The organism is Rhodanobacter sp. 7MK24 (assembly GCF_014842995.1).
Lineage (GTDB): Bacteria > Pseudomonadota > Gammaproteobacteria > Xanthomonadales > Rhodanobacteraceae > Rhodanobacter_A.
This window is the reverse complement of record NZ_JACYXL010000001.1, coordinates 77389-102556: the sequence shown is the minus strand read 5'-3', so window position 1 is coordinate 102556 and position 25168 is coordinate 77389. Positions and strand designations below refer to the sequence as shown.

General features: G+C 66.9%; 20 protein-coding genes and 1 pseudogene. 6 read left to right on the top strand and 15 right to left on the bottom strand.

Annotation, left to right across the window (positions count from 1 at the left end):
* Nucleotides 1-22 precede the first annotated feature (22 nt).
* Nucleotides 23-964, bottom strand: a complete 942-nt coding sequence (locus tag IHE49_RS00425; protein WP_192153877.1) for a hypothetical protein — start codon at nt 962-964, stop codon at nt 23-25.
* Between the two features lie 316 nt (nt 965-1280).
* Between IHE49_RS00425 and fusA the strand changes: the two genes are divergently transcribed.
* Complete coding sequence (gene fusA / locus IHE49_RS00420) at nt 1281-3320, top strand: elongation factor G (protein ID WP_192153875.1); 2040 nt, start codon at nt 1281-1283, stop codon at nt 3318-3320.
* Nucleotides 3321-3499: 179 nt separating this feature from the next.
* Here the strand turns inward: fusA and IHE49_RS00415 are convergent, their stop codons facing one another.
* The 11 genes and pseudogenes from IHE49_RS00415 to IHE49_RS00365 form a co-directional block, all read right to left on the bottom strand.
* On the bottom strand, nt 3500-3934 hold the full coding sequence (locus tag IHE49_RS00415) for a DUF1801 domain-containing protein (RefSeq protein WP_192153873.1): 435 nt from the start codon (nt 3932-3934) through the stop codon (nt 3500-3502).
* Between the two features lie 155 nt (nt 3935-4089).
* A pseudogene (locus IHE49_RS00410) lies at nt 4090-4227 on the bottom strand (IS4 family transposase); the annotation flags it as partial.
* Nucleotides 4228-4340: 113 nt separating this feature from the next.
* The gene (locus IHE49_RS00405) at nt 4341-5126 is read right to left on the bottom strand and encodes a hypothetical protein (protein ID WP_192153871.1); all 786 of its coding nucleotides are present in this window, start codon (nt 5124-5126) and stop codon (nt 4341-4343) included.
* A gap of 145 nt (nt 5127-5271) precedes the next feature.
* Nucleotides 5272-6579, bottom strand: a complete 1308-nt coding sequence (locus IHE49_RS00400) for a DUF58 domain-containing protein (RefSeq protein ID WP_192153870.1) — start codon at nt 6577-6579, stop codon at nt 5272-5274.
* Nucleotides 6576-7589 carry a MoxR family ATPase gene (locus tag IHE49_RS00395; protein WP_192153868.1) on the bottom strand — a complete coding sequence of 338 codons (1014 nt, stop codon included), beginning with the start codon at nt 7587-7589 and terminating at the stop codon, nt 6576-6578. Before IHE49_RS00395 ends, IHE49_RS00400 begins: the two co-directional genes overlap by 4 nt.
* Nucleotides 7586-8683, bottom strand: a complete 1098-nt coding sequence (locus IHE49_RS00390; RefSeq protein WP_192153866.1) for a DUF4350 domain-containing protein — start codon at nt 8681-8683, stop codon at nt 7586-7588. Before IHE49_RS00390 ends, IHE49_RS00395 begins: the two co-directional genes overlap by 4 nt.
* Nucleotides 8680-10182: a DUF4129 domain-containing protein gene (locus IHE49_RS00385; RefSeq protein WP_192153864.1), complete on the bottom strand. Its 1503-nt coding sequence runs from the start codon at nt 10180-10182 to the stop codon at nt 8680-8682. Before IHE49_RS00385 ends, IHE49_RS00390 begins: the two co-directional genes overlap by 4 nt.
* Nucleotides 10172-11149: a stage II sporulation protein M gene (locus IHE49_RS00380; RefSeq protein WP_192153862.1), complete on the bottom strand. Its 978-nt coding sequence runs from the start codon at nt 11147-11149 to the stop codon at nt 10172-10174. The genes IHE49_RS00385 and IHE49_RS00380 overlap by 11 nt, the downstream gene beginning before the upstream one ends.
* Nucleotides 11146-11826 (bottom strand): RDD family protein, encoded by a 681-nt coding sequence (locus IHE49_RS00375; RefSeq protein WP_192153860.1) that lies wholly within the window; start codon nt 11824-11826, stop codon nt 11146-11148. The genes IHE49_RS00380 and IHE49_RS00375 overlap by 4 nt, the downstream gene beginning before the upstream one ends.
* On the bottom strand, nt 11826-12347 hold the full coding sequence (locus tag IHE49_RS00370) for an RDD family protein (protein ID WP_192153858.1): 522 nt from the start codon (nt 12345-12347) through the stop codon (nt 11826-11828). The genes IHE49_RS00375 and IHE49_RS00370 overlap by 1 nt, the downstream gene beginning before the upstream one ends.
* Before the next feature lie 150 nt (nt 12348-12497).
* Nucleotides 12498-12965 (bottom strand): SET domain-containing protein-lysine N-methyltransferase, encoded by a 468-nt coding sequence (locus IHE49_RS00365; RefSeq protein WP_192153856.1) that lies wholly within the window; start codon nt 12963-12965, stop codon nt 12498-12500.
* Nucleotides 12966-13262: 297 nt separating this feature from the next.
* Here IHE49_RS00365 and IHE49_RS00360 point away from each other — a divergent pair, with 297 nt between their 5' ends.
* The 3 genes from IHE49_RS00360 to IHE49_RS00350 all read left to right on the top strand — a co-directional run bounded on the left by IHE49_RS00360 (nt 13263) and on the right by IHE49_RS00350 (nt 16429).
* Nucleotides 13263-13757: a hypothetical protein gene (locus tag IHE49_RS00360; RefSeq protein ID WP_192155341.1), complete on the top strand. Its 495-nt coding sequence runs from the start codon at nt 13263-13265 to the stop codon at nt 13755-13757.
* A gap of 24 nt (nt 13758-13781) precedes the next feature.
* Nucleotides 13782-15557 carry an acyl-CoA dehydrogenase C-terminal domain-containing protein gene (locus tag IHE49_RS00355; protein WP_192153853.1) on the top strand — a complete coding sequence of 592 codons (1776 nt, stop codon included), beginning with the start codon at nt 13782-13784 and terminating at the stop codon, nt 15555-15557.
* 269 nt (nt 15558-15826) lie between these two features.
* Nucleotides 15827-16429, top strand: a complete 603-nt coding sequence (locus tag IHE49_RS00350) for an OmpA family protein (RefSeq protein ID WP_192153851.1) — start codon at nt 15827-15829, stop codon at nt 16427-16429.
* A 127-nt stretch (nt 16430-16556) separates the two neighbouring features.
* Here the strand turns inward: IHE49_RS00350 and IHE49_RS00345 are convergent, their stop codons facing one another.
* Nucleotides 16557-18461, bottom strand: coding sequence for an alpha/beta fold hydrolase (locus tag IHE49_RS00345; RefSeq protein WP_192153849.1), 1905 nt, complete (start codon nt 18459-18461; stop codon nt 16557-16559).
* Between the two features lie 116 nt (nt 18462-18577).
* Here IHE49_RS00345 and IHE49_RS00340 point away from each other — a divergent pair, with 116 nt between their 5' ends.
* Nucleotides 18578-19582, top strand: coding sequence for a DUF4105 domain-containing protein (locus IHE49_RS00340; protein ID WP_192153847.1), 1005 nt, complete (start codon nt 18578-18580; stop codon nt 19580-19582).
* Here the strand turns inward: IHE49_RS00340 and IHE49_RS00335 are convergent.
* Both IHE49_RS00335 and IHE49_RS00330 read right to left on the bottom strand, forming a co-directional pair.
* Nucleotides 19574-22807 (bottom strand): EAL domain-containing protein, encoded by a 3234-nt coding sequence (locus tag IHE49_RS00335; RefSeq protein WP_192153845.1) that lies wholly within the window; start codon nt 22805-22807, stop codon nt 19574-19576. The genes IHE49_RS00340 and IHE49_RS00335 overlap by 9 nt on opposite strands.
* A gap of 286 nt (nt 22808-23093) precedes the next feature.
* Nucleotides 23094-24548, bottom strand: a complete 1455-nt coding sequence (locus tag IHE49_RS00330) for an RNB domain-containing ribonuclease (protein ID WP_343227513.1) — start codon at nt 24546-24548, stop codon at nt 23094-23096.
* A 123-nt stretch (nt 24549-24671) separates the two neighbouring features.
* On the opposite strand from IHE49_RS00330, the gene IHE49_RS00325 reads away from it, so the two are divergent.
* Nucleotides 24672-25145 (top strand): GNAT family N-acetyltransferase, encoded by a 474-nt coding sequence (locus tag IHE49_RS00325; protein ID WP_192153843.1) that lies wholly within the window; start codon nt 24672-24674, stop codon nt 25143-25145.
* Nucleotides 25146-25168: the final 23 nt, after the last annotated feature.

The window sequence follows — 25168 nt, the reverse complement described above, 5'->3', positions numbered from 1 at the left end:
TGTAGTGGGCACCAACGGAACTTCAGTGCTCCGCCGCCTGCTTTGCCTGCTTCTCGCGCTGCTCGCGCAACTCCTGATCCACCGCGTGGATCGGCGTGTCGCTGGGGCAACCATCGGCAAGCGGCTTGCCTGCGCGATACAGCGAAATGCACTCGGACAACGGGGGCGCCTTCGGCACATTCGGGCCGGGTGCGAGCGGCTTGGCCGGCGCCATGTTCATGCGCACGTCGCCGTCCTTTGACGACGGCGGCGACGGCGGATCGCCACCGCAGCCGCCGGCCAACGCCGCCAGCGAAATGCCGCAATGGATGTGGATGCCGTGCCCCAGGTCGAACGTGTGCTTCACCGTGGTCTTGTCCACCGCCTTCTGCAGCGCATTGGTGACGGCGCTGGTGCGCCCCCAGTCCTTGTCGAAACGGGTGGGCTGGTATTTCACCGGGCTCGTGTGCTGCATGATCCCCGCGTCGCCCTGCGGCATCTGCTGCACGTAATCGGGCGCGGGGGCGCTGCTGGCCACGGCCGGCAGAATGGGCATGCCGTTGCTGTCGAATAGATGCGGCTTGGCCACGCTGGCCGCCGGGGCCGGCGCAGGAATCTGCACGCTCAGCGCGTTCTTCGACACGGGTTCGGCGACACGCTTCGCCGGCGCGCGGGTCGCATGCGCTGACGGTGGCGGCAACGCCATGGGTGGTGGCGCCTTCGCGGCCGGCTTGCTGCCCGTGGAAATGAAGCGCACCTCGAGCATGTCGGTCGCCGCCGCAGCCGGCTCGCCCCGCGACGGTGCCGGCGGCCGCATCGCCCACCACGTCAGCGCGGCGAACACGAGGTGCAGCAATGCGACGACGGCCAGGACCCACCACGCCAGCCGCCACCTGTGCAACGGTTCGCGGCTGCGCAACTGGCGCAGGCGCGCAGCCGTCACCGGATCGAGCGCATGCATGCCGTCCCGCTCGGGATCGGGCATTGGCGTGGCTCGGGTTTCGGCCTGCGTGGGAGTGGCGATGGGAATGCCTTATGCGCCGGATGACGCCGGGAATGGCGGGAGTATGCGAGGCGTCGCTTGAACCGCCCTACAGACAACGGCGTATTGTCGCGGTTCCCGGTGCTTGTTGACGCAAGGCTAACCACTGCGCGACGTACCATCGGCGGGCTTGTCCCGCCATGACCGCCCCCGCGTCCGCGCCCGGACGACCATGACGGCCCGTCAGCCGCCATGTGCGGTTCCGTGCGGTGCCGCTCATGCCGATGCGACCCGCACCCTGCAAGAGGAGGGTCGTATCGTGTCCTACCACACGGAAAACATCCGCAACATCGCGCTCGCCGGCCATGCCGGCAGCGGCAAGACCTCGCTGTTCGAGGCCTTGCTGCATGCCGGCGGCGTCATCCAGTCGCAGGGCTCGGTGGAGCGCGGTACCACGCAATCGGATACCGACGCGCAGGAAAAGGCGCGCGGCCACTCCATCGACAGTTGTATCGCCGGCATCGACCGCGACGGCTGCCATATCAACCTGATCGACACCGCCGGCTACGACGATTTCCGCGGCGGCACGCTCTCGGCATTCTCCGCGGTGGAAACCGTGATGGTGCTGGTGAATGCCGTCAACGGCATCGAACACGGCACGCGCCGCATCATGGAGCACGCGCGTTCACGTCGTCTTGCCCGCGTGCTGGTGGTCAACAAGATCGACTTCGAGGGTGCCCACCTGGGTGCACTGGTGGAGGCGTTGCGCGAGGAATTCGGTCCCGAGTGTCTGCCGGTGAACCTGCCTGCACAGGGCGGCAAGCACGTGCTCGACTGCTTCTTCCATGCCGAGGGCCATACGGATTTCTCCTCGCTGGCCAGCGCACATCAGCGCATCCTCGATCAGGTGGTGGAGATCAACGAGGCGACCATGGGCGCCTACCTCGACAAAGGGGAGGCGGCGTTGAACCGGCAGCAATTGCACGACGCCTTCGAGCAATGCCTGCGTGAAGGACATCTGGTGCCGATCTGCTTCGTCAGCGCCCGCAGCGGCGCGGGCGTGGCGGAACTGCTGGAGATCGCGGATCGCCTGTTGCCCAACCCCGCGGAAGGCAACCCGCCGCCTTTCCGCAACGGCGAGGACGAAGCGATCACGGTGAACGCGGACCCGAAGCAGCATGTGATCGCCGACGTGTTCAAGATCGTCAACGATCCTTTCGTGGGCAAGCTTGGCATCTTCCGCGTATGGCAGGGCACGCTGCGCCGCAACGCGGAATTGTTCGTGGACGACGGCCGCAAGCCGTTCCGCCTTGGCCACCTGTTCCGCCTCAACGCGAAGAACCACGTGGAGATCGAGCAGGCCATCCCCGGCGACATCGCTGCGGTGGCCAAGGTGGAGGAGATCCACTACGACGCCGTGCTGCACGATTCGCACGAGGACGATCGCATCCACCTCGCCCCCATGCGCTTCCCGGAGCCGATGTTCGGGCTGGCGCTGGAGCCGAAGCACAAGGGCCAGGAACAGAAACTGGCGAACGCGCTCGCGCGACTGGCCGAGGAAGACCCCTGCCTGCGCATGGAACACCACAAGGAACTCAACGAAACCGTGTTGCGCGGCCTTTCGGAGCTGCATCTCAAGGTGACGCTGGAGCGCATGCGCGAACGCTACGGTGTGGAAGTACTCACCCGGCCGCCGCGCATCGCCTACCGCGAAACCATCGCGACGCAGGCTGAAGGGCACCACCGTCACAAGAAGCAGACCGGGGGCGCCGGCCAGTTCGGCGAAGTGTTTCTGCGCGTGGAGCCGCTGGACCGCGGCGCCGGCTTCGAATTCATCGACGCGGTGAAAGGTGGCGTGATCCCCGGCACCTTCCTGCCTGCCATCGAAAAAGGCGTGCGGCAGGCCATGGAGCGCGGCGCGGTGGCCGGTTACCCGCTGCAGGACCTGCGCGTGACCGTGTACGACGGCAAGTACCATCCTGTCGACTCCAAGGAAGTGGCCTTCGTCAGCGCCGGCAAGAAGGCCTTCCTCGATGCCGTGGGCAAGGCGCGGCCCGTCGTGCTTGAGCCCATCATGGACGTGGAGATCTCCATCCCCGAAGTCGCCGTGGGCGACGTCACCGGCGGGCTCGCCGGCAAGCGCGCCCGCATTCTCGGCACCGACAGCAGCCGCGGCGGCGAGCTGATGATCCGCGCCCAGGCCCCGCTGGCCGAGCTCACCGGCTACCCCACCGAACTCAAGGCGATGACCGGCGGCCGCGGCCGCTACAGCCTCGACCTCAGCCACTACGAGCCAGTGCCCGCACCAGTGCAGAAGCAGCTCAGCGAGGCGTGGCGACCGAAGGTCGAGGAAGACTAGCAGTCCATGGATGGACCGCTCGCGGATCAACCGCGATGGTGGTTGATCCGTCGGAGCCGGGCCTTGGCCCGGCGAGTCGAAAGCGGGAAGGACAGCCTGCTTTCGACATCAGACAAGCGCTCTTGCAGTTCATCGCCCTCGCCTCGACCGGGTCAACCCTTGGCCAAGCCAGGTTGAAATCAATGCCGGGCACCCGTCTGCCCGATCCCGTACTGCATTGCCGCTTTGAGCACACCGATGTCTATATCTTTCAGTCTTTTGAACTTGATGCAGTAACCCGTGACACTTGCCTTGCCGAGTTCTTTCCCGTACTCCCTGGCCAAGCACTCCTTGTCCGCTATCCCAAGAATATAGACGGATATACCAGCCGTGTTCGCACTGACACCAATCTGGTAGAAATCCCTGCTCTTTCCGTTGGCATATTCCAAAGTCTGGATTCCGTACCCTATGTTCGGATTGGAAACCATCTTTCCCTTGTCATCCTTGCCATCGAGGAACCACAACCTGCATTTCGGCATCAACTCCAGAATGGCAACGTGCAACTCCTTCATGTCGCTGCGTTTTGGCTCGGGCTGAGCAGCAATGTATTCCTGGATTTGCTTTTGAACGCTCATATCAACCCCCTTTGATTGGCCCGCTTGCCTGAAGGGTCCATCTGGCGCTTGAATTCAGCGGCGCGCGGCGCCCACTGGAATGAGCAGCCGAACACCGCTGCCATCGCCGGACGATGCCTGATTCCGCCTTGAATTGTCCCTGACACCTTTTTATTACGGGCGACATCGATCAGGGTCAGGCGACGGCCATGGATCAACGCCTCCACGGCACGCAGCAACACGCGACGGCGCAGCGCGTGCATCGGCTGCAATGCATCGCCCAGACACTTTTGCAATACTTTGGTCGCGCGCATGGCGTGGTCTCCTCTGGCTTCGTAACCCGTGAGGAATGACCGCATCATGCGCGCACTGTTCCTTCAATCGGTGCGCAAGTTGTTGATTGAGCGAAGGGATTTGTGGGGAACCCTCAGCCTCCGTTCCCTTGACCGCCTGTCGCACTATTTTCCTTGAGCGGCACTACTTGCTTAGCGGAATTTTGAATTTTTCTACTAAGATCATCATCCATAAGTGGATTACCAAGCATAATCTTCCCAACATCCATATTAATGAGCGCCCCGACGATAGCCATGCCTATTGCACCACCGATAACAGATTGCCCATAAGTAACATGCGCCCCAGGAATAGTGGCGCGCGCCACGCCCCCGCCAATTGCGCCACCAACTGCAAATACAACTATGCTAACTCCTTGAGTTTTCGGATTATTTATATAGCCAAAGGATGAACAATCAATGTCTGCCCCCGGCTTTTCCACTAGAGCCTGAGAAGTCGAGAAATAGGTGTAGAGTTTTGGTGTAGCATTGGGGTCTCGTGGAATCCAAAAGCCTCCGTCATATGTTCTGTTCGCGCTTTCGCTGCCTGACTTTCCATTTTGCTCGTGGCGACTAACAGAAATGCCCCCAGGCGGAGCTCTGTAATAAGTACCCTCATCATCTTCTCGTTCAGATACATACGGGCCACGCTCCAGTCGCGTATCCCACTCAATGTTCAATATACCATGCTTAGCAGTACTGATGATGGGAGTGGCTAGATAAATGCACGTTGGCCTAGCCGGCATACGCAACTGATCAGGCTTCAGCACTTTTGCGCATCCCGACACCAACAACGCCGTCGGCAGCACAATAGACAGCCGGCAGCACAGTATAATTACTGAGCTTTTTTGAAAATTCATAGTCACCACCACATTAGCAATCATTAACGTTATAGGCGATTTACCCGCCCCCAATCCCACCGATTAATTCAGCAGCCTTTCCTAGCGACGCCAACCATGCAGCGCCCTCCCACCCGGGGCCAGCAGCGGCAAGCGCGGATCGCGCTCCCTCATGCCGGCCCGCCCTCCCTCACAACCTATTCCCCCGCTTGATCGCCAGATACCGCTCGATCAACGCCCCGGACAACTCGCTGCACCGCACATCGAGCACGTTCACCTCTTCCCGCCGCAAGGTCTCGTGCACGCGCTCGCGTTCGGCGAGGTAGTGCATCGCCGAGGCACTGCGGATGCTGGTTTCCAGCGTGGCGCCAGGGTCGTGGGCGGCTTCGTCCAGCGCCTGTTCGCGCAGGCTGGCCAGCACTACCAAGTGCTGGCGGGAGAGCAGGCTCAATGCGGTGCGCAGCTCCTTGTCGTCCTCGTCGCGCACGTTGGTGACGAGGATGACCAGCGCGCGCCGGCGCTGCTGTACCTGCAGGGCATTCGCGGCGGCGAGGTAATCGGTGGCCAGCGGCTGCGCCTGCAGGTCGTAGCCGGCGCCGAGCAGCAGGTCCATGCCGCCGCTGCCCTGCTGCGGCGGCAGCCAACGCTGCTGCTGGCCGAGGCAGGCCAGCATGCCCACCGCGTCGCCTTCGCGCAGCGCGATGCCGGCCAGCGCCAGCGAGGCGTTGAGCACGTGGTCGAAGTGCGCCAGCGGGCCGTCCTGCGCCAGCATGCGGCGGCCGCAGTCGAGCATCAGGATCACCTGCTGGTTACGCTCCTCGCGGTATTCGCGCGAGATCAGTCGATGGCTGCGCGCAGTGGCCTTCCAGTCGATCTTGCGCAGGCTGTCGCCGTCGCGGTAGTCACGCAGCTCCTGGAATTCGGTGCCCTCGCCGCGGCGCCGCTGCAGGCGCGCGCCCACGCTGCGCGAGGCCAGTTCCACGCTGAGCCCGGCCTGCTCGGCCAACACGGCGAAGTTGGGGTAGACGCGGGTGGACGACGGTTCGCCCAGCACGCGCCGCCCCTGCCACAGCCGCCATGGCGACGGCAGCAGCGCGTGGCAGCCGTCGAAACGGAACTGCCCGCGCGCGTCGGGCGTGGTGGCATAGTCCAGCCGCAGCGCGCCGCTTGGCGGCAGCGTCACGCGGCGCGGCATGCCGCGCACGGCCCAGCCGCCGGGATGCAGGTCGTGCAGGTGCAGCGGCTGGTGGCGTCGGGTGGGATTGCGCAGGTGCAGCGCCACCGTCGCCTCCGGGCCCAGCGGCAGCACCGGCGCCAGTTCGCGGCGCAGTTCGGGCGAGGCAGTGCGGCGCAGGCGCCAGGCGTCGAGCATGCCCAGTGCCGCCAGCGCAAGACCGGCGGCCAGCCATGCCGACAACGGCAGCAGGCCAAGGCTGGCCGCCGCACCGAGCACGGTCCAGGCCAGCAACAGCCACAGCAGTAGCGGTGCAGGTCTCATTGCTTCGGCGCGGCCACCTTGTGCAGCAGCGCGCCGAGCACGTCGTCCGGGCGCTGGCGTTCCAGCAGTGCCTCCGGCGCCAGCAGCAGGCGATGGCGCAAGGCGGGCAGCACCACCGAACGCACGTCGTCGGGTACCACGAAATCGCGCCCATCCAGTGCGGCGCGTGCGCGCGCCAGTCGCGCCAGCGCGAGGCCGCCGCGCGGGCCGGCACCGCCGATCACGCCCGGCCATTCGCGCGTAGCGCGCACGATGCGCACGGCATAGTCGGTCACCGCCGCGTCCATGCGGATCGCGGCCACGCCGCGCTGCATGGCCAGCAGGCCGGCCTGGTCGATCACCTGCTCCACCCGCGACACGTCGAGGTCGGCGGCCAGCTTGCCGTCCACCACCGCGGCCACCATGCGGCGCTCGTCCTCCAGGCCGGGATAGCCGATCAGCACCTTGACCAGGAAGCGGTCCAGTTGCGCCTCGGGCAGCGTGTAGGTGCCTTCCTGCTCGATCGGGTTCTGCGTGGCGACCACCATGAACGGCGCGGGCAGCGACATGCGCCGGCCCTCGATGGTGACCTGCCCTTCCTGCATCGCCTCCAGCAGCGCGGCCTGGGTCTTGGCCGGCGCGCGGTTGATCTCGTCGGCCAGCAGCAGGTTGGCGAACACTGGGCCGCGGCGCAGGCGGAAGGTTTCGGCCTTGGGGTCGTACACCGCGTGGCCGGTGACGTCGGCCGGCATCAGGTCGGGGGTGAACTGGATGCGCCCGAAGCTGCAGCCCACTGCAGCGGCCAGCGCGCGCACCAGCAGAGTCTTGCCCAGCCCGGGCACGCCCTCGACCAGCACGTGGCCGGTGGCCAGCAGCGCCAGCAGCGCCTGCTCGAACACCTCGGGCTGGCCGACGAAGGCGCGCCCCACCTGGTCGCGCAAGGCGTGGGCGCGTTCGCCCAGTTCGGCTATCGGCATCGGCGTCGAAACGGCCGGCGCAGCGTCCGGGGCGGCAAGGGTTTCGGTGGTCATGGGCGGCTCCTGAGTCGCGCCAGGGTGATGAGGGAGGCACGGAACGCCTGTGCGTTCGCGGGTGACTGGAAGGCCTGCGCGACCTGCGCGGCATCGAGGCCGCCGCGTTCGGCGAGGCGCCCGTACAGGGCTTCGCCGTTCAGGCGCACGCTGGCCGGATCGCGCCGGCGCAAGCGCGCCAGCACGGCCTGACAGGCCAGCTGGTGCAGGCTGCGGCCGCCGTCGCGGCGGTAGAGGAACTCGCCGGCGGCCTGCACGTGTTCGAGCAACGCGCGCCTGTGCGGAGCAGGCGCAGGCATCAGTGGACCGCAGCGTGCGCCGCGCATCGCCATCCATGCCGCCAGCAGCAGCGCCAGCGCCAGCAGGGCGGGCCAGCCCTGCGTCGCCAGCAGTTTCAGGAACGGCTGGCCGTCCAGCGCATAGACCAGGTAGATCTGGCCGCGGCCGCGGTTCGGCGCCAGCAGGCGCCAGGCGAAACGCTGCGCTTCGGCATGCTTCAGCTGCAGCCGTTCGAGCGGGGCAAGGCTGGCGAGCAGGCTGACCTGGCCGCGACCGACGGCGGTGCGCGCGAACAGATAGCCATCGCCCGCGTCGCCGATCGCCGCGTCCACCGTCTGCACGACTGCAGGTTTCAGCCGAAAGCGCAGGCCGCACAAGCTGGCAGCCATTTTCTCGTCGCCGAGGCGGCTGCAGCCGAAGCCGCCCGGACGTGGATCGAGCAGGTCCAGCGCCGCAAACACGGGCGCGCGCGTGCCCGCGTCGGGCACCAGCAGCAGATGGCCACCCCGCCGTACCCAGCTGGCCAGCCGTGCGGCGGTTTCCGCATCGATGCGTCCCGCATCGGCACCCACCAGCACGGTATCGCCCGGCTGCAGCGGCGCCTGGCCCGGATCCAGCGTGGTCAGCGACGCCGCCGGTTCGCCCATGTCCCGCAGCACCTGCTCGAGCGCGAAGAACGGATTGGTCTGCGCCATGCCGCTGGGCGGGACCGGTTCCACCACGTCGCGCCGCTGGAAGGTGGCGAGGAACACGCCCGCGAGCAGCGCAACGCCCAGCAGCACCAGCACGACGACGAGCAGGCCGCGATGCTTCATGCGGCGGCCTCCGGCTGCAGCGGCCAGCCATCGAGCAGCCGCTCGAACGCGACCTGGTCGGGGTAGCGACCGGCGTAGGCGGCGAACTGCCAGGTGCGCACGATCGCGGCGACGCGCCGCGTGCGCGCCGGGTCGTCCAGCGCGGTGGCGTGGCGCAGCCAGTCCGCCTCAGTGGCGTCGACCGCGAACGGCAACTGCAGTTGCTGCGCGATGCGCTCCGCGCAGCCGCGGTAGAGCAGCGCCAAGGCCTCGCGCCGGCGCTGCGCCTGCCACAGTTCGCGGGCGGCGCCGGCCACGTCGCGGGGCAGCGCTTCGGGCGTCGCGTCCACCGTCGTCGACAGCTTCGCTTCGAACGACGGCAGCGGCGACTGCTCGCGCAAGCCGCCGCTCCAGCGCCACGCAAACCAGGCCAGCGCCGCCACCGCCGCCGCCAGCGCCAGCCACAACAAGGCGTTGAGCACGCCGGAGAGCAAGCGCAGTGGCGCCATGCCCATATTCACCGGCTGCGCGGGCCGGCTGGCGTACTTCAATTCCCAGCGACGCACGTGGCGCTCGCCGCCGAAACGCGGATCGCGATACACCTGCGCCGCAGCGGCCGCGAAGCGCTGGTCGCCGTCGTCCAGCGGCTGCCGGAACACCTGCTGCGGCGTGCTCACCGGCGCGGCCTTCGGCGTCGGCGTCGCGGCATGGCCGGCCAGCGGCAAGCCCAGGCACAGCAGCAGGCACAGCAGCTTGCCCAGATCCTGCAGGCGCGCGCGCAGGCGGCGGAACGCGAGGTCGATGTCCCAGGCTTCCAGTTCGGTACGCCGGTTGAGGTACAGCGCGAAGCCGCAGGCCACGTACAGCGGCTCGATCACGCTCATCGCGAGGTAGTCCACGGCGGACGCCGCCAGCGTCCAGGCGGTGGCGGCGCCGTGCACTTCGTGGCGGAAGAAATCGGCGAACGAGGCCGGCCGCCACTCCTGCGGCAGCAGCCACAGCGCCAACAGCCAGGCGCTGAGGAACAGCACCAGCTCGAACTGCAGGCAGCCCCAGGCGAGCAGGCTGGCCTCGCCCACCAGCTTGCGCCGCAACACCTTCCAGCGCGCGACGCGCTGCCGGCGCGGCGCACCTTCGAGCAGTTCCAGCGGCAGGCGCAGCGCGCGGTGGCTGTCGATGCGCAGCCAGCTCAGTCCGGCCATGGTCGGCCCCCACGGCAACGCGCGCTGGCCACGCAGGCTCTCGCGCCAGCGCGGCGCACGATCGAACACGGCGCGCGAGAGCACGTACAGCGGTACGCGGTCGAACAGCGGCTTCAGCCACCACACCAGCAGCAGGCCCAGCCACGGCAGGCCCAGCAGCAGGCCCAGCGCGTTGCACAGCACGAACAGCGGCACGCTGAAGGCGAACCACGCCAGCCACACGGCGCCGGCATTCGCGCGCAGCATCGCGGCGCCCAGGTCGAGGGCTTCGCGCGACTCGCGCGGGCGCAGCACCACGCTGATCCGCTCAAGCTCCATGCTGGCCCGCCCTGCCGCCGAAACCCAGCCAGCCCAGCACCAGCAGCCAGGCCAGCGCGGCGGTGCCAAAACGCAGCGCGTCGGGCAGCGCCGCCTGTGACGACCAGTAGGCCTCGATGCATGCGGCCACCACCAGCATCGCGAAAGCGCCCAGCGCCAGCTTCGCGCCGATCCAGCCGGCCTCCACCAGCGCCGGTCCGCGCCGCCGCCGGCCGGGTGCGAGCAGGGTCAGTCCCAGCTGCAGGCCGGCGCCGCCGGCGATCACCAGCGCGCTCAGCTCGAACGCCGAATGCGTCACCACGAAGCGCCAGAACGGGCCACCGTAGCCGATCGCGGTGAGATGGCCAGCCACGCCGCCGATGAGGATGCCGTTGGCGCCCAGCACATAGATCGCACCCACGCCGAACAGCAGGCCCGAGGCGAAGGTGCGGAAGGCGATGCTGACGTTGTTGAACACGTAGAAGCCGAACATCTGCAGGTTGGTGCCGCTGCTGCGGCCCAGGTGCGGATTGGCGGGGTCGTACATGCGCTCGAACTCGGCCAGCCGCGCGCTGCTGAACAGCGTGTGCGCCAGCTCCGGATGTATCTGCAGCCAGGCCAGCAGCAGCAACGCCGGCACGTAGAACAGCGCCGCCGCGAGCGCCATGCAACGCCACTGCGCGCGCACCAGGCGCGGAAAGTCGGCGACCAGGAAGCTGGCCGCGCGATGCCAGCGCGGCGGCGGCGGGCGGTACAGCACGCGATGCCCGCGCTGCACCAGCAACTGCAAGCGCTCGGTGACCTCGTGGCTGTAGCCGCGCCCGCGCGCCAGCGCGAGGTGATGGCAGACGCGCCGGTACGCGGCCGGGAAATCCAGCGCCTGCTCGCGGCGCATGCCGCGCTTCGGCTGGCGGTCGAGCTCGCCCAGCCAGAGCTGCAGGTGGTCCCATTCCTGCGCGTGCATGGCCACGAAACGCTCCTGTTTCACGGGCGCCCCAGCAAGCTGTTGGCGTAGCCGAGCAGGCGCCTCACCGCGGCGGTGTCGCGGCAGCCGGTCAGCGGTTCCAGCAGGTTCGCCAGTTCCTCCTGGCGCTGCGGGGTGAGCCGGTCCGCGCGTTCGGCGAAGTCCACCAGCGCCGCCTGCTCCTCGGGGGCCAGCGGCACGGGCAAGGGCTGCGCCGGTGCGGCGGGCACCTGGTGGCCGATCGGCAGTTCCTTCGCATACACCACCATCGTGCCCGCCACGATGTCGCCGAGCCGGCGTGCGCAGGGATCGACCAGGGTGCTGGCCAGGCCCACGCCGTACACGCCCGGCAGCGCATCCACCACGCGCAGCAGGTTGCGCGTCACCGAGGGCAGCCAGGTCACCGGCGTGCCATCCAGATTGACCACGCGCAGGCCCAGCGCCCGCTTGCCCAGGCTCTGCCCGTCCAGCCACAGCTCGCAGATCACCCAGTACGCCCACAGCAAGGCGAACATCAGCAACATCGCCACGCCGCGACCGCCGGTGCCGAGCAGCGACAGCGGCGCCATCCCCAGCATCAGCAGCACGAGGCGGATGACCGTGTCGATCATCCACGCCTGCGCGCGCGGCAACGGACCGACCGCACGCAGGCGCAGCGAGATGCCTTCGGGCGTCTCGATCTCGCGGACGGAGTCCAGCATCAAACGTCGACGACGATGGTGTCGGCGATCAGGTCATGCAGACAGCGTCGTTCCTTGCCGAAGATCAGCAGCGAGTCGATCAGGCCGACGAAGCGCCCCACCAGCGGGATCATGCCGAGCAGCACGACCGGCACCACGCGCAGGAAGATGTACCGGAGCAGCCCCATGCGGCTGCCGTCGGTGCGCACGATCGCAATGTCCAGCATCCGCTTGCCGATGGTCTGGCCGCTCTGGTGCACCATCATGCAGTTGACCACGAACACGCCAAGCATCAGCAGGACGCCGAGGAAGATCAGCATGCCGGCGGTGTGCGGCGCCGGAAATCCCTGCCGGACCGCGTTGTAGTACATCACGCCCGCCCCCACGAACAGACCGAGCCAGGGCAGGTTGATCAGGCCATCGAGGATCGCCGCGCCGAGTCGCTTGCCGCGGCTGGCCTTGCGGCTTTCCAGGTCGTCGGCATAACTGCCGCCCACATCCTCCACCACCGCGGCGGGCGCCGCATACGGATTGCTTTCCATCGTCATCCCCTGTTGCAGTCCCTGGCCACCCATCCCCATGCCGGGCGTGTCGCGCGAGTATAGAGGCGCTTTTCGACGGCTGGCTAGGCGTCCGGACAGCAGGAATTTGCGGCGCGAAAGCGGCCGCGCGGCAGGGGAAAATCCGTTGCGTCAGCGCTTGGGCCGGAGCAGTGTGCCGGTGCAGTCGGGCGCGCCGCACAGGCACTGCCACAGCTTCTTCAGGCGCGCGGTGTGCGGCACGTCGAGGGTGATGCCGTAGTCGTAGGTCAGTTCCTCGCCCGGCTTGATGTTGCGGATCGCCTCGATCATCACCTTGTCGTGGCGCGGGTTGCCGTCGGCGCTCTCCTCCACCACCGCGCGGCAGTTCGGCGCGCAGCTGTGATTGATCCAGCGCGCGGTGTTGCCCTTGCGGTTGGCGTCGACGATGTAGTCGTCGTTGAGGGTGAACAGGAAGGTGTGGCCGGTTTCGCCGCCGTCGCCGTACATGTCGTCGGCCTCGGCGTGGGTCATCAGCGTGCCCCGGTACTGGATGATCTCCTCGCCCTTCCGGATGGACTCGACGGCGAACACGCCATTGCCATGGATGGGAGAGCGACGGGCGACGATGCGACGGGTCATGTGGCGTGCTGGCCTGATGGTGGAACCCTGCATGATGCCGCGTGTCCACTTTTGTGGGAACCGCCGCAAGCGTGGACTACAGGAACGTCCGTGCGGAGAGCTTCAGCACGAGCCGACTTTCGGCGGTTCGCCGACCGACAGCGGCCTTGTGGGCCAGGCGGCGGAAACATGCGCCATGCAACGAGCTCTGCAGCCCGGACATCCCTACCGCCCTTGCTCCGTCCATTGACGCGCGCAGCGGCCCGGGTCAAGATTCAAACAATCGTTTGAGATCGTAGCCATGAGGTCACGGCCGTGATGCGACTGATCCGCTGCTTCGCACTCGTTGTTTGCGCCGCCTGCCTCGCGGCCTGCGGCCCGCAGCGCAAGAGCGTATTCCCGCCCTCGCTCACCGTGCAGCAGATGCAGGTGCTGCCTAGCGGCATGTGGCGGCTCACCGTGCGCATCCAGAACAACAGCTACGGCGGCATGGATTTCAGCTCCATCGAGGGTTCGCTGCAGGTGGCCAACGACATGCCGGTGCGCCTGCATGCCGCGTTCGACCGCGACATCCCATCCTTCGCCGGCGACGTGATCGCCGTCGACGTGCTGCCCACGGCCACGATGGGCAGCGCGCTCGCCGCCGTCGCGGCAAAGGGCAGTACCGGCTCGCTGGCCTACGCCATCCGCGGCACGATCCATGCCCAGCCCGACCTGGCCGATCATCCGGACAACAAGAACCCGCAGGATTTTCCTTTCCAGCACAGCGACTTCCTGTCGCCGGTGCCGGGCATCGCCAACACCTTCCGCTGATTCCTTCTTCACGAGAGATTCGCCATGACGATCTACAAGGCTCCGCTAGACGACCAGCGCTTCACCCTCTTCGACCTGCTGGGCGCCGAGGCCATCCTCACCAGGTTGCAGGGCGGCGCGGAACACAGTCGCGACCTGCTCGACGCGGTGCTGGAGGAAGCCGGCAAGCTCTCCGAACAGGTGCTGGCGCCCACCAACGCCTCGGGCGACGCCGAGGGCTGCCATTACGACAAGGCCACCCACGCAGTGACCACGCCGAAGGGCTTCAAGGAGGCCTTCAAAGCCTTCTCCGAAGGCGGCTGGGCCGGCCTCACCGCGAAGGAAGAGTTCGGCGGCCAGGCGCTGCCCAACGTCATCGGCACCAGCACTACCGAGCTGTTCCAGTCCGGCAACCTGTCGTGGAGCCTGTACCCGCTGCTCAGCGAAGGCGCCTGCCACGCGATGGAGCTGCACGGCACCGAGGCACAGCAGCACACCTACATGAAGCCCATCGTAGAAGGCCGCTGGACCGGCACGATGTGCCTGACCGAGCCGCAGGCCGGTTCCGACCTCGGCCTGCTGAAGACGCGCGCCGAGCCGAACGCCGACGGCAGCTATGCGATCAGCGGCACCAAGATCTTCATCAGCGCCGGCGAGCACGACATGGCCGAGAACATCGTGCACCTGGTGCTGGCGCGCCTGCCCGATGCACCGGCCGGCAGCCGCGGCATCTCGATGTTCATCGTGCCGAAGTTCAAGGTGGACGCGAACGGTTCTCTGGGGGAACGCAACCAGGCCTACGCCGGCGCCATCGAACACAAGATGGGCCTCAAGGGCTCGGCCACCTGCGTGATGAACTTCGACGGCGCCGAGGGCTACCTGATCGGTCAGCCGCACAAAGGCCTCGCGGCGATGTTCACCATGATGAATGCCGCGCGCCTGTCGGTGGGCGTGCAGGGTCTGGCGCTGGCCGAGCGCGCGTGGCAGAACAGCCTGAACTATGCGCGCGAGCGCCTGCAGAGCCGCGCGCTGTCCGGCGCGAAGTTCCCCGAGAAGGCTGCCGACAACCTGCTGGTGCAGCCCGACGTGCGCCGCATGCTGCTGACCCAGCGCGCCTTCGTGGAAGCTTCGCGCGCCTTGCTCTACTACACCGCGCTGCAGACCGACATCGAAGCACGCGGCGCCAGCGAGGACGAGCGCAGGCACGCCAGCGAACTGGTGGCTTTCCTCATCCCCATCGCCAAGGGCGTGGTGACCGAACTCGCGCAGGAGTGCACCAAGGAAGCGCTGCAGGTGTACGGCGGCCACGGCTACATCGGCGAGAACGGCATGGAGCAGTTCGTGCGCGACGCGCGCATCATCACGCTGTACGAGGGCACCACCGGCATCCAGGCCGCGGACCTGCTGGGCCGCAAGATCCTCCAGTTGCAGGGTGTGGGTTTCAAGCACTTCGTCGCCGAGATCGGCGCGTTCTGCAAGACGCATGCGGGCGATACGAAACTCGCCGCACTGATCGCTCCGCTGGCCATCCTGGCGAAGGAATGGGGCGAACTCACCCAGTCGCTCGCGCAGCGCGTGCAGGCCAACCCGGAGGAATTGGGCGCTGCCGCAGCGGATTACCTGTGGTATTCGGGCTACGTCACGCTGGCCTACTTCTGGGCGCGCGCCGTGGCCGCCGCGGAGGCAGGCACGCAGTCCGAAGCATTCAAGCAGGCCAAGCGCGACACCGCCGCGTTCTATTTCGCCCGCCTGTTGCCGCGCACGCTGATGCACAAGGCTGCCATGGTGTCGGGCGCCGGGACGATTGCCGACATCGCCTGACGCACGCCTCGCATCTGTATCTGCATCGAAGCGAAACCCGGCAAATGCCGGGTTTCGCTTTTGTGCAGCACACGCACGCAACAGCGTGCCTTCGTCATGGCTGGAAGCCGGGGAAACTGAATGCCACCGTAGCGATGACCCACCGAGATGCGCGATTTCGTACTGGCATGCGTTAGGTTCCCAGAGGCAGCACACGCAGGGGGCGTCCATGAATGCCGGCACCGTCGCTGTCACCGACGACGCCGGCACGCACATCGGGAGAAACATCGATGAACATCCGAGCCCCACGAATCGCCATGCTGGCAACCGGCATCCTGGTCGTCAGCCTGGCTGGCTGCTCGCAATACGTGAAGAAGGACGAACTCAACACCGCCATCCAGCAGCTGCAGCAGAAGCAGCAGGATCAACAGCAGCAGATCGATGCGATCAGGCAGCAGATGCAATCGCAATTCTCCAAGTACGACACGCAGATCACTGCCATGCAGGGTCGCGTCAGCGTGGATACCGTGGCGCACTTCGCCTTCAACAGCGCCGACCTCAACGATCAGGACAAGCCCGCGCTGCAGAACTTCGCCGAGACCATCAGCAAGTACCACCCGAATGTGCTGATCACCGTGGAAGGCTTCGCCGATCCGGCCGGCTCGCACTCCTACAACAAACATCTGGGAATGAAGCGCGCGCAGGCCGTGCGCGATTTCCTGGTTTCCAGCGGCATCAACGCCGACCAGGTCCGTGCGGTGAGCTACGGCGCGGACAGCAACCGCCAGGTTGTGAAGGGCGCCAGCCGCGAGCGCGGCGCCGACAACCGCCGCGTCTCGCTGACGGTGGATTCGTCCGGTGCGGGCGCGGTGGCTTCGACGCCCGCGGCCTGACGTGCCTCGTCGGGCATTGTCCGCACAGGAACGCCCGAGCAATCCGGGCGTTCCTGTTCCCGCCGGAGATCGACCGCGCCACAGCAGGCCACAACGTCGCCAATAGCTCGCCAAGCGGATGTCGGGATCAATCCGGGCTCGCGACCTTGCGCGGCATGGTGCCGACGCCATTCACCCGTTGCAGATGCAGCCGCATGATCCGGCGCAGCTCAAGGATCGCCGCCGGTGTTTCCTGCACGCTGTGCCACGAGGGAATCACCACCTCGGATTCCGCACCGTCGAGATGTGCGCTGGCATAAGGCACCACGCCGTCGCTGCTCTGCTGCAGCGAGCCGCTCGGTTTGTACAGGCCGACGATCGAGTGATAGCGCACCGCGGGCGAAATCGGCAGGTTCGCGGTGGCGACGATGAAGGGGTCGGCATCGCTGAGGTTGTCCACGCTGTTCGACACATGGATGGGCGCATTCTTGCCGCTGTCGTCTTTCAGCAGATCGGTGACACCGGCCATTTCCTTGAGCACGCCAAGCGGCAAGCGGATCAGTTCGGCGATCCAGCGCGCGATGCGATGCCGTGCCACCGGCGTGCCGCGATGCGGCGCGGCGAGGAACACCGCGGCATCCACCTGCGGCATGGGCGAGAACTGCAGGTACGGCGCCAGTTGCTGGTGCAGTTTCGCGCGCTTGGTCGCCGAGAGATGCGCGCCCTCGGGCACCAGGCTCCAAAGCTTGTCCCCGCTGGACGACACCAGGAGGCGAGCGATCACGCCACCCATGCTGTGTCCCACCAGCATCATGTGGTTGGTGGCGCGCGTGGTGCCGTCGGGATCGAAGTGGCGGACGGTGTCGTCCAGCGCACGGCGGATCTGCATCAGGTTCAACGCGATGGGCGCGTTGGTTGGGTAGTAGACCTGCCACACCTGGTAGTGGCGGCGCAGCTCCTCGTCACCCAACACTTCATTTGCAACGTTCACCCATGCCTCGGGACTGCTGGCAAGGCCATGCAGCATCACCACGGTGCGGCGGTTCGGGTCGAAGGGCTGCAACAGCAGCACGCGCGGAGAATCCAGACCGCCCTGCCGCCCCAGCAACGAACGGATCGACTGCATGGCGAAACCCGAGCGCGCCAGCCACAAGCCGTATGGCGCGGTGAAGTTGGCGCCCAAGGGCACCCTGCGACCGGCAATGCTCGCGTCCGCATCGCGATAGGGATCGCGCACCAGCAATTGCACCTGTCGTGTGCCCAGCACCTCATCCAGCGTGTTGCCGCCAAACGTGAGTACCCCGGTCATCGCCACGTAGCGCGGCTCGCGCCACGGCACGGAAGCCGCATCCGCCGTGCGCGGCGTCACCGCCACGAATTCCGAACCGAAACCGTCGCGCCGGTATACGTTGCGCAAACCCTTGAAGCGCAACGAGGATGCGGGCAGCAATTCCGTCGGCGCGGTGCGCAGATGCAGGTCGGTATCCGGCCGCAACACCGACCAGCCAGCCAGATCGGTACGCGTCCAGCCGGTATCCAGCTTCGGCAGTTCCTGGAACCAGCGCCCCACCACGCGCTCCACCGCGTAATCGTAGAAGGCGATCACCTTGGCCTGGCGCTGGTCGAACACGCGTTCGGCGGGCGTACGCTGCGTATAGAACAGGTACGCGTAGGCGTAGCGCGCGCATTGCAGGTAGGCGTCAAGCGTGGCGTCGTCCATCACCGGCTGGCGGTCGGCACGCAGTGCGCGGCCCAGCCACAGCTCAGAAAGCGCGGAAAGCCGGCCTTCCTCGTCGAGCCCGCTGGCATGTCCGACGATGCCGACGCAGGCGTCGAAGGACTGCGTGCACTGCTTGCCGGTCAACGCCACACCGTTCAGCGCCTGCACCGTGCCGTCGCTGAGCTGGCCGCTGCCGATCACGTCGTTGCGCCGCTCGCTTACCACGTCGCCGGGCTTGAGCCGGCTCACGTTCACCATGGCGCAGGCGTTGAGGCACAGCAGCACCATCGCCATCGCGAACCGCAACCACTGCCTGACCGGATCGCCCCGCATTCCCTGCACGCCTCCCTCGCCTGAGCTGCAGCGATTGTAGTCACGGGCGCCCCCAACCGTTGCCACGACGCGCGCGTCGCGGCAGGCTAGCGCCCAGCCACGCATGGACGACACCTATGGCGAAACTGTTGCGCATCCTGGGACGAAGCCTAGCGTTGTTGCTGGGCGGGTCGATTGCCCTGCTCTCCATCGCCTGGGGTGCATTGGCACTGTGGTACCAGCTGCCCGGCGGCGGCGTGGTGCGCGTGCTGGGCGCCGCGCTGTGGGTCGCGTTGGCCTTGATGCTGTTCGTGCTGGCGATCCGCCACCGCCCATGGCCTTCCTTGTGCGGTTATGTGCTGATGTACGCATTGCTGCTGGCATGGTGGGCCACCATCCGGCCCAGCAGTCAACGCGAATGGGCCGACGATGTTTCGCGCCAGCTCGCCGGCGAGGTGCACGGCAACGTGGTCGTGCTGCGCAACGTGCGCGATTTCGCCTGGCGCAGCGACAGCGACTACGACGCGCGCTGGGAAACGCGGAGCTACGAGCTCGATCGTCTGGTCTCCGCCGACGCCGTGTTGTCGCACTGGGGCAACGGCGCGATCGCACACGCGATGATCTCGTTCGGCTTCGACGACGGTCGCCACCTCGTCTTTTCGGTGGAGATACGCAAGCGGCGCGGACAGGAGTTCTCCTCCATCGGCGGCTTCTTCAAGGATTTCGAAACGACACTGATTGCCGCGCCGGAAGACGATCTGATCCGCGTACGCACCAATGTGCGCGGCGAGGACGACTACCTTTATCCGCTGGCCATCAGCCGAGCCACGATGCGCGCGCTGTTCCTCTCCTACGTGGAGACCGCGAACCAGTGGGCGAACACGCCCGCGTTCTACAACACCGTCACATCGAACTGCGCCACCGTGGTGTATCGGATGGCCCGCCACCTCGGCCTCGGCCTGCCCCTGGACACGCGCCTGCTGCTCACCGGCTATTTGCCCGGCTATCTCTACAGGATAGGCGTGCTGGACCACCGGCTCACGTTGCAGCAATGGAACGAGCAGGCGCGCATCACCGACCGCGCGCGCGCCAGCGCATCGGGCGAGGATTTCTCCAGGGCGATACGCGCCCCGCTACGCTGAAGCTGCTCTTGCCGGCGGGTCGCCAAGCATCTGCTCGAAGGAGCGCAGCGGCATGGGCCGCGAGATCAGATAACCCTGGAAGATATCGCAGCCCTGGGTCATCAGGAAGTTCCGCTGCGCCTCCGTCTCCACGCCCTCGGCCACCACCTGCAGGCTCAGGCCGCGACCCATGCCGACGATGGTCTGGGCCACCATCGCGTCATTGGCGTCCTCCGGCAGCCGGGCCACGAAAGCCTGGTCGATCTTCAACTCGTCCAGCGGCAGGCGCGACAGGTAGGCCAGCGAGGAATAGCCCGTGCCGAAGTCGTCCAGCGAGATGCGCAGGCCCATCGCGCGCAGGCGGGCGAGCTTGTCCGCGGCTTCGGCGAGGTCGTCCAGGATCGCGGTTTCGGTGATTTCCAGCGTCAGCAGCGACGGATCGGCGCCGGACAGCACCATTGCGCGCTGCACGTTGTCCACGAAACCAGGTTGGAGGAATTGCCGCGCGCTCACGTTGATGGCGAGCGACAAGTCGCGCCTGCCCGGCAGGGCGGACCAAGCCGCCAGCTGCGCGCAGGCCTTGCGCAACACCCAGTCGCCCAGCGGCAGGATCAGGCCGTTCTCCTCGGCCACCGGAATGAACTCGTCCGGCGAGACCTGCGTACCGTCGTGACGTGTCCAGCGCAGCAACAATTCGGCACCGACCACGTTGCCGCGACGGTCGGCCTGTGCCTGGAAGTGCAGTTCCAGCGCCTCGTCGGCGATGGCATGAAGCAGGTCTCCGGCCAGCGTCTCCCGACGCGCCAACGCCACCTGCATCTCCGACTCGAACTGGCGCACCCGGTCACGCCCGGCTGCCTTGGCGGCGTACATCGCCAGCTCGGCCTGCTTGAGCACCGTTTCGGGCGTGTCGCAGCCGGCCACCAGTTCGGCCCAACCCAGGCTGATGGTCATGCCCGCCAGCGCCTCGCCGTCCAGCCGGAACGGTTCGCGCAATACCTGACGCATGCGCTCGGCGCAATCCAGCACTTCGCTGGCCAGCATCGCCGGAGTTTCCGCGCGGGTGGGCAGCGCCAGCGCGAAGGTGCCTCCACCGAACCGGCTCAGCACGCAATCGTCGTCCAGCATGTTGCGCAGGCGCTGCGCAACCAATGCAAGCAAGCGGTCGCCGGCGGCATGGCCGCGCAGGTCGTTGACCCGCTTGAAGTGGTCGAGGTCGAACAGCAACAAGGCACCCATGCACGTGCCGGACTCACCCAGCATGTGCTGCAGCTGGCCGTACAGGAAGCGCCGGTTGGGCAGGTCGGTGAGCGAATCGAAATAGGTCATGCGATCGACGCTTGCATGCGCCTCGCGCTCGCTGGTCAGGTCGATCATCGAGCAGACGAAGTGGCTCAGCTGCCCCGCGTCGGAAGTGACCACCGACGTGGTGATGCGCACGACCTTGGGTTGGCCGTGGCTCGCCTGTATCCACATCTCGCCCTGCCAGAAGCCGCCGTGCCACGCGTCGGACCACTGGCTTTCATAGAACTCGGGATCGTTCTGCTTCGAGCGCAGCAGCGACACGTGCCGCCCGACCACGTCGGCCGGCTGATGACCGGTGAGCGTGATGAAAGCCTGGTTGACTCTCTGGATGACCCGGTCGGCATCCAGCACCATCAACGCTTCCTGGGTCTCGAACGCGACGGCGGCCAGGCGCCGCTCCCCTTCCACCCGCTTGCGCTCGGTGATGTCCTGCGCGTGGACGAACACGTACTGCGCACTGCCGTCGGTGTCATGGAACACCGAACAATCCAGCCACACCGGGAAGCGCCGGCCATCCTTCGCGACGTGCTCGGTCTCCCACACGTAGTGGTCCAGCCAGTCGACGGTTGCCCGCAGGGCCGCGCGCTCGGCAACCAGGTCAGGCGGGTACAGCGCATCCACAGACAGGCCGACCATCTCCTCCATCGCGTAGCCCCGCTCGCTGGCGAAGGTTGGGTTGGCGGCGATCAGGCTCTTGCTGCGCGCATCGCAGATATACATGCCAAAGGCGGCATTCTGGAATGCGTGCGCCCACAGCCGGAGCTGTGCTTCGGCCAGCAACCGTTCGGTGACGTCGCGCGCCGCACTCATCACGGCGTGCAGCTCGCCCTGCGGCGTGAACAAGGGCGTGCTGATGACTTCGAGCTGCCTTTCCGTACCGTCGGCGGCCTCCAACGGCAGCAAGGCGCTGGTGTTCCGGCCGAGCTGCCTGGCTTCCCGGTCCAGTGCCGTCACCTTCGCCGCGAACGCCGCATCGAACAACTCGTCGCAGCTACGCCCGACCGGCGCCTCGCAAGGCTCGTGGAACAGGGCGACCGCACGACCGTTGCCTTCGCGATAGATGCCCTTGAGATCCTTCACCCACATCGCGTCGGGACTGGCATCGAAGATCGCGCGCAGCTTGCCCTCTTCCGACCGCAAGGCGGACGTGCGCGCCGCCACCGTGCGACGCAGCGTCCATACCCACAGCGCCATCAGCATGGCCAGCAGCAGCAGTACCGCCAAAGCAATGCCCGCATCGCGGGCATTGCGCTGGTAACCCACCGTCTCCGACGATGGATGATCCAGCCAGCGTTTGCGCAGCGTCGCGCGCTCGTCCGGCGTGACGAGCGACATGCCGTGCTGGATCGCGAGGAACATGGCCGTGTCGCCCTTGCGCACGGCCCAGTGCGATTGTTCGGTGAACAGCACGAAGGCTTCATAGAAGCGATTTAGCGCCGAATACCGGTACAGGTTGTAATCCGCCGGATACTGATCCATGCAGAACACGCGCAGATCGCCTTTGGTCGCGGCCTGCAGGATGTCCTGGTAGTCACCGTAAAGCTGCACGCTGGTGATGCCGTCTTCCTGCAACCGCTCAGCGCAGGCGTCGCCGCGCTGTACGCCCACCGGAAGGCCGCGCAAGGTGGCCACATCACGGACACCGCTGATTCTCCGGTCCGCGTAGATGCCTACCGGCAAGTCGGCGTAGGGTGCTGAAAAATCGAACAGCAGCTCGCGCGAGGGGGTGCGGTAGAGCATGTCGATCACGTCGGCACGCCCGTCCTTCATGTTCCGCATGGCGTCGCCCCAGTCCGTGAGCATCAAATCGACCTGGATGCCGGTATGGCGCTGGAACAGCCGCCACATGTCGACTTCGTAGCCCTGCGGCTTGCCATCGCCATCGATGAACACGAACGGCGGGTAATCGTCGTTGGTGGCCACGCGAATGCGCGCCGGCACGGACGCGGACGCCGGAGCGGCGGCAGGGCCCACGGGCGCTGACGCGGACGAAACCGCCGCCATGCAGCAGAACAGCCCAGCCACGCATGCAACTCTCCATCCGCTCACGCGCATATCCTCATTCGCACGCGACCACAGGCATACCGGCGACATCGTTGCCCGCGCAAGCGATACCACCTTCTTAAACTAGCCCGCAGCCCTGCCATCCTCCCGCAAACCTGTCATCGGATCCTTAGCGAATCGGCAGGCAACGCATAAACTGAAGTCGCCGCAACGGCATCGCCGATCAGGGCGCGCCACTCTCCAGTTCGAAACGCACCTGCCGTTGTGCCGGATCGGCCACGGCCAGACGCACCACGACTTCCTGCCCCAACGGCAGCGCTGTCGGAGAGTTGACGCGCGCCTCGATGGCGGGATCACGCAGCATCACCACGCCTTCGTGGCCGTCGCCGCGGGCGCCGTTGATTTCCACGATGGCTCCCTGGAAGGTTTCGCCGACGTTCGGCGCCAGCAGCACCGCTTCGACCAGATCGGTCACCTGGCGCTCGTAATGCTTGGCGCGGTGATCCGCCTCGGCCATCAGGCCGGGCAAGGCCGGCAGCGCGGCGCGCACCCAGTCCGGCACGGGCTGGTTCGCGCACAGCGCCACGCATACCTCGCCCACGTAGCGATCCACCAGCCGTCGCAGCGGCGCGGTGGCGTGGGCGTATTCCGCCGCCACCGCGGATTGCACGGGCTGCGCGGGCAGGTCGCCGTCGAAGGCCACGTAGCCGGCGCCGCGCAGCACTGTGGTGCAGGCGGTGAGCATCGCGACGTGGGTATCCTTCGATGGATCGAGCGTGCGGATGAAGTCGGGATAGCCCTGCCCGTCCGGCCACGCGATGGCCAGCGCCTGCGCGGTGCGCTTGAGCCGCGCGATGTCCTGCGGCTGCGGCGCCGGCAGCGTGCGCAGGATGCCGACCTTGCCCTTGACCATCAGCTGCGCCGCGGCCATGCCGGTGAGCAACGAGATCTGCGCGTTCCAGTCCTCGTCCGGATGGTTGGCGCGGTAAGCCAGCTGCCACTGTCCATCGACCACGCTGATTTCCTGTTCGGGCAACGCGAGGCTCACGCCACCGCGCGCCTGTTCGCGCCGCTGCCGCAGCTCGCCCACTTCGCGCAACAGCGTCCACAACGGGTCGGCGGTGCCGGCATCGAGTTGCTGCTGCACACCGGCGTAATCGAGCCGCGCCCGACTCTTCACCCGCGCACGGCGCACGTCGATGGCGGCAATCTCGCCGCTGGCGTCGAGGTCGATCGTCCACAGCAAAGCGGGCCGCAGCTGGTCGGGCAGCAACGAGGCAGCACCTTCGGACAGCACCGGCGGATGCAGCGGGATGCGCGAGTCGGCGCCATACAGGGTTTCGCCGCGACGATGCGCCTCCGCATCCACGGCGCCGCCCGGCGCCACGAACGCGGCCACGTCGGCGATGGCGTAATGCACGCGATAGCCGCCTCCGTCCCGCCGCTCGAAGTGCAGGGCCTGGTCCAGGTCCATCGAGCCGGGCGGATCGATGGTGACCAGCGGAATATCGGTGCGATCCAGTTCGGGCAGTCGGGGTTGCGCTGCCGCTTGCCTTGCCTCGGCCTCGACCTCGGGTGGGAATGCCAACGGCAACTTCATTTCGTCCTGGATTGCGGCGACGCCCTGCACAAGCGTGGCGTCGTCGCCCGCCAGCAGACGGATGCGGGTAGAGGGCACGGAGCGATCCTCGCGAAAGCAATGAAGGCCGCACTATAGCCGTGCCGCCAATCGGCATGGCGCACTTCCGCCACGCCCCGAGCGGGTGTAGAACCGGCATACGTTTCCGCACTTGCGACGACCATGAGCCAACCGTCCCTGCTGATCCGCCTCGCCGAAGACGACGACGACTTCATCCTGGCCCTGGTGCCCCGCTTCGTGGATTTCCCGCTGCCCGCGTGGCGGCGGCGGCACGAGTGCATCGAAGGTATCCGCGACGAATTGCTGCGACATCTGGAAGACCAGCTCGCGAACAGCCATCTGTTCGTTGCCGAAGACGCCGACGGCACGCGTGTGGGCTTCATCCACCTGCAGCGCACCGAAGATTTCTTCACCGGCCGCAGCAACTGCCACATCGCCGACCTGGCCGTGGCGCCGGCGCACGAGGGCCGTGGCGTGGGCACGTCGCTGTTGGCGCACGCCGAGCGATGGGCGCGCGAGCATCATTGCCAGCTGGTGACGCTGGCGGTGTTCCCCGGCAACGAACGCGCACGCGAACTCTATGAGGCGGCGGGCTACGGCACGGATCTGTTGCGACTGGCGAAACCGGTACGCTGAGCGCGACGGTAAGCTGCCCAATC

Coding starts and splice junctions, on each gene's coding strand:
- IHE49_RS00340 (WP_192153847.1), top strand. CDS start 18,578: ATGGCGAAACTGTTGCGCATCCTGGGACGAAGCCTAGCGTTGTTGCTG.
- IHE49_RS00325 (WP_192153843.1), top strand. CDS start 24,672: ATGAGCCAACCGTCCCTGCTGATCCGCCTCGCCGAAGACGACGACGAC.
- IHE49_RS00385 (WP_192153864.1), bottom strand. CDS start 10,182: ATGGAGCTTGAGCGGATCAGCGTGGTGCTGCGCCCGCGCGAGTCGCGC.
- IHE49_RS00395 (WP_192153868.1), bottom strand. CDS start 7,589: ATGACCACCGAAACCCTTGCCGCCCCGGACGCTGCGCCGGCCGTTTCG.
- IHE49_RS00360 (WP_192155341.1), top strand. CDS start 13,263: ATGCGACTGATCCGCTGCTTCGCACTCGTTGTTTGCGCCGCCTGCCTC.
- IHE49_RS00345 (WP_192153849.1), bottom strand. CDS start 18,461: ATGCGGGGCGATCCGGTCAGGCAGTGGTTGCGGTTCGCGATGGCGATG.
- IHE49_RS00355 (WP_192153853.1), top strand. CDS start 13,782: ATGACGATCTACAAGGCTCCGCTAGACGACCAGCGCTTCACCCTCTTC.
- IHE49_RS00405 (WP_192153871.1), bottom strand. CDS start 5,126: ATGATTGCTAATGTGGTGGTGACTATGAATTTTCAAAAAAGCTCAGTA.
- IHE49_RS00425 (WP_192153877.1), bottom strand. CDS start 964: ATGCCCGATCCCGAGCGGGACGGCATGCATGCGCTCGATCCGGTGACG.
- IHE49_RS00375 (WP_192153860.1), bottom strand. CDS start 11,826: ATGCTGGACTCCGTCCGCGAGATCGAGACGCCCGAAGGCATCTCGCTG.
- IHE49_RS00400 (WP_192153870.1), bottom strand. CDS start 6,579: ATGAGACCTGCACCGCTACTGCTGTGGCTGTTGCTGGCCTGGACCGTG.
- IHE49_RS00350 (WP_192153851.1), top strand. CDS start 15,827: ATGAACATCCGAGCCCCACGAATCGCCATGCTGGCAACCGGCATCCTG.
- IHE49_RS00415 (WP_192153873.1), bottom strand. CDS start 3,934: ATGAGCGTTCAAAAGCAAATCCAGGAATACATTGCTGCTCAGCCCGAG.
- IHE49_RS00365 (WP_192153856.1), bottom strand. CDS start 12,965: ATGACCCGTCGCATCGTCGCCCGTCGCTCTCCCATCCATGGCAATGGC.
- IHE49_RS00370 (WP_192153858.1), bottom strand. CDS start 12,347: ATGGAAAGCAATCCGTATGCGGCGCCCGCCGCGGTGGTGGAGGATGTG.
- IHE49_RS00390 (WP_192153866.1), bottom strand. CDS start 8,683: ATGAAGCATCGCGGCCTGCTCGTCGTCGTGCTGGTGCTGCTGGGCGTT.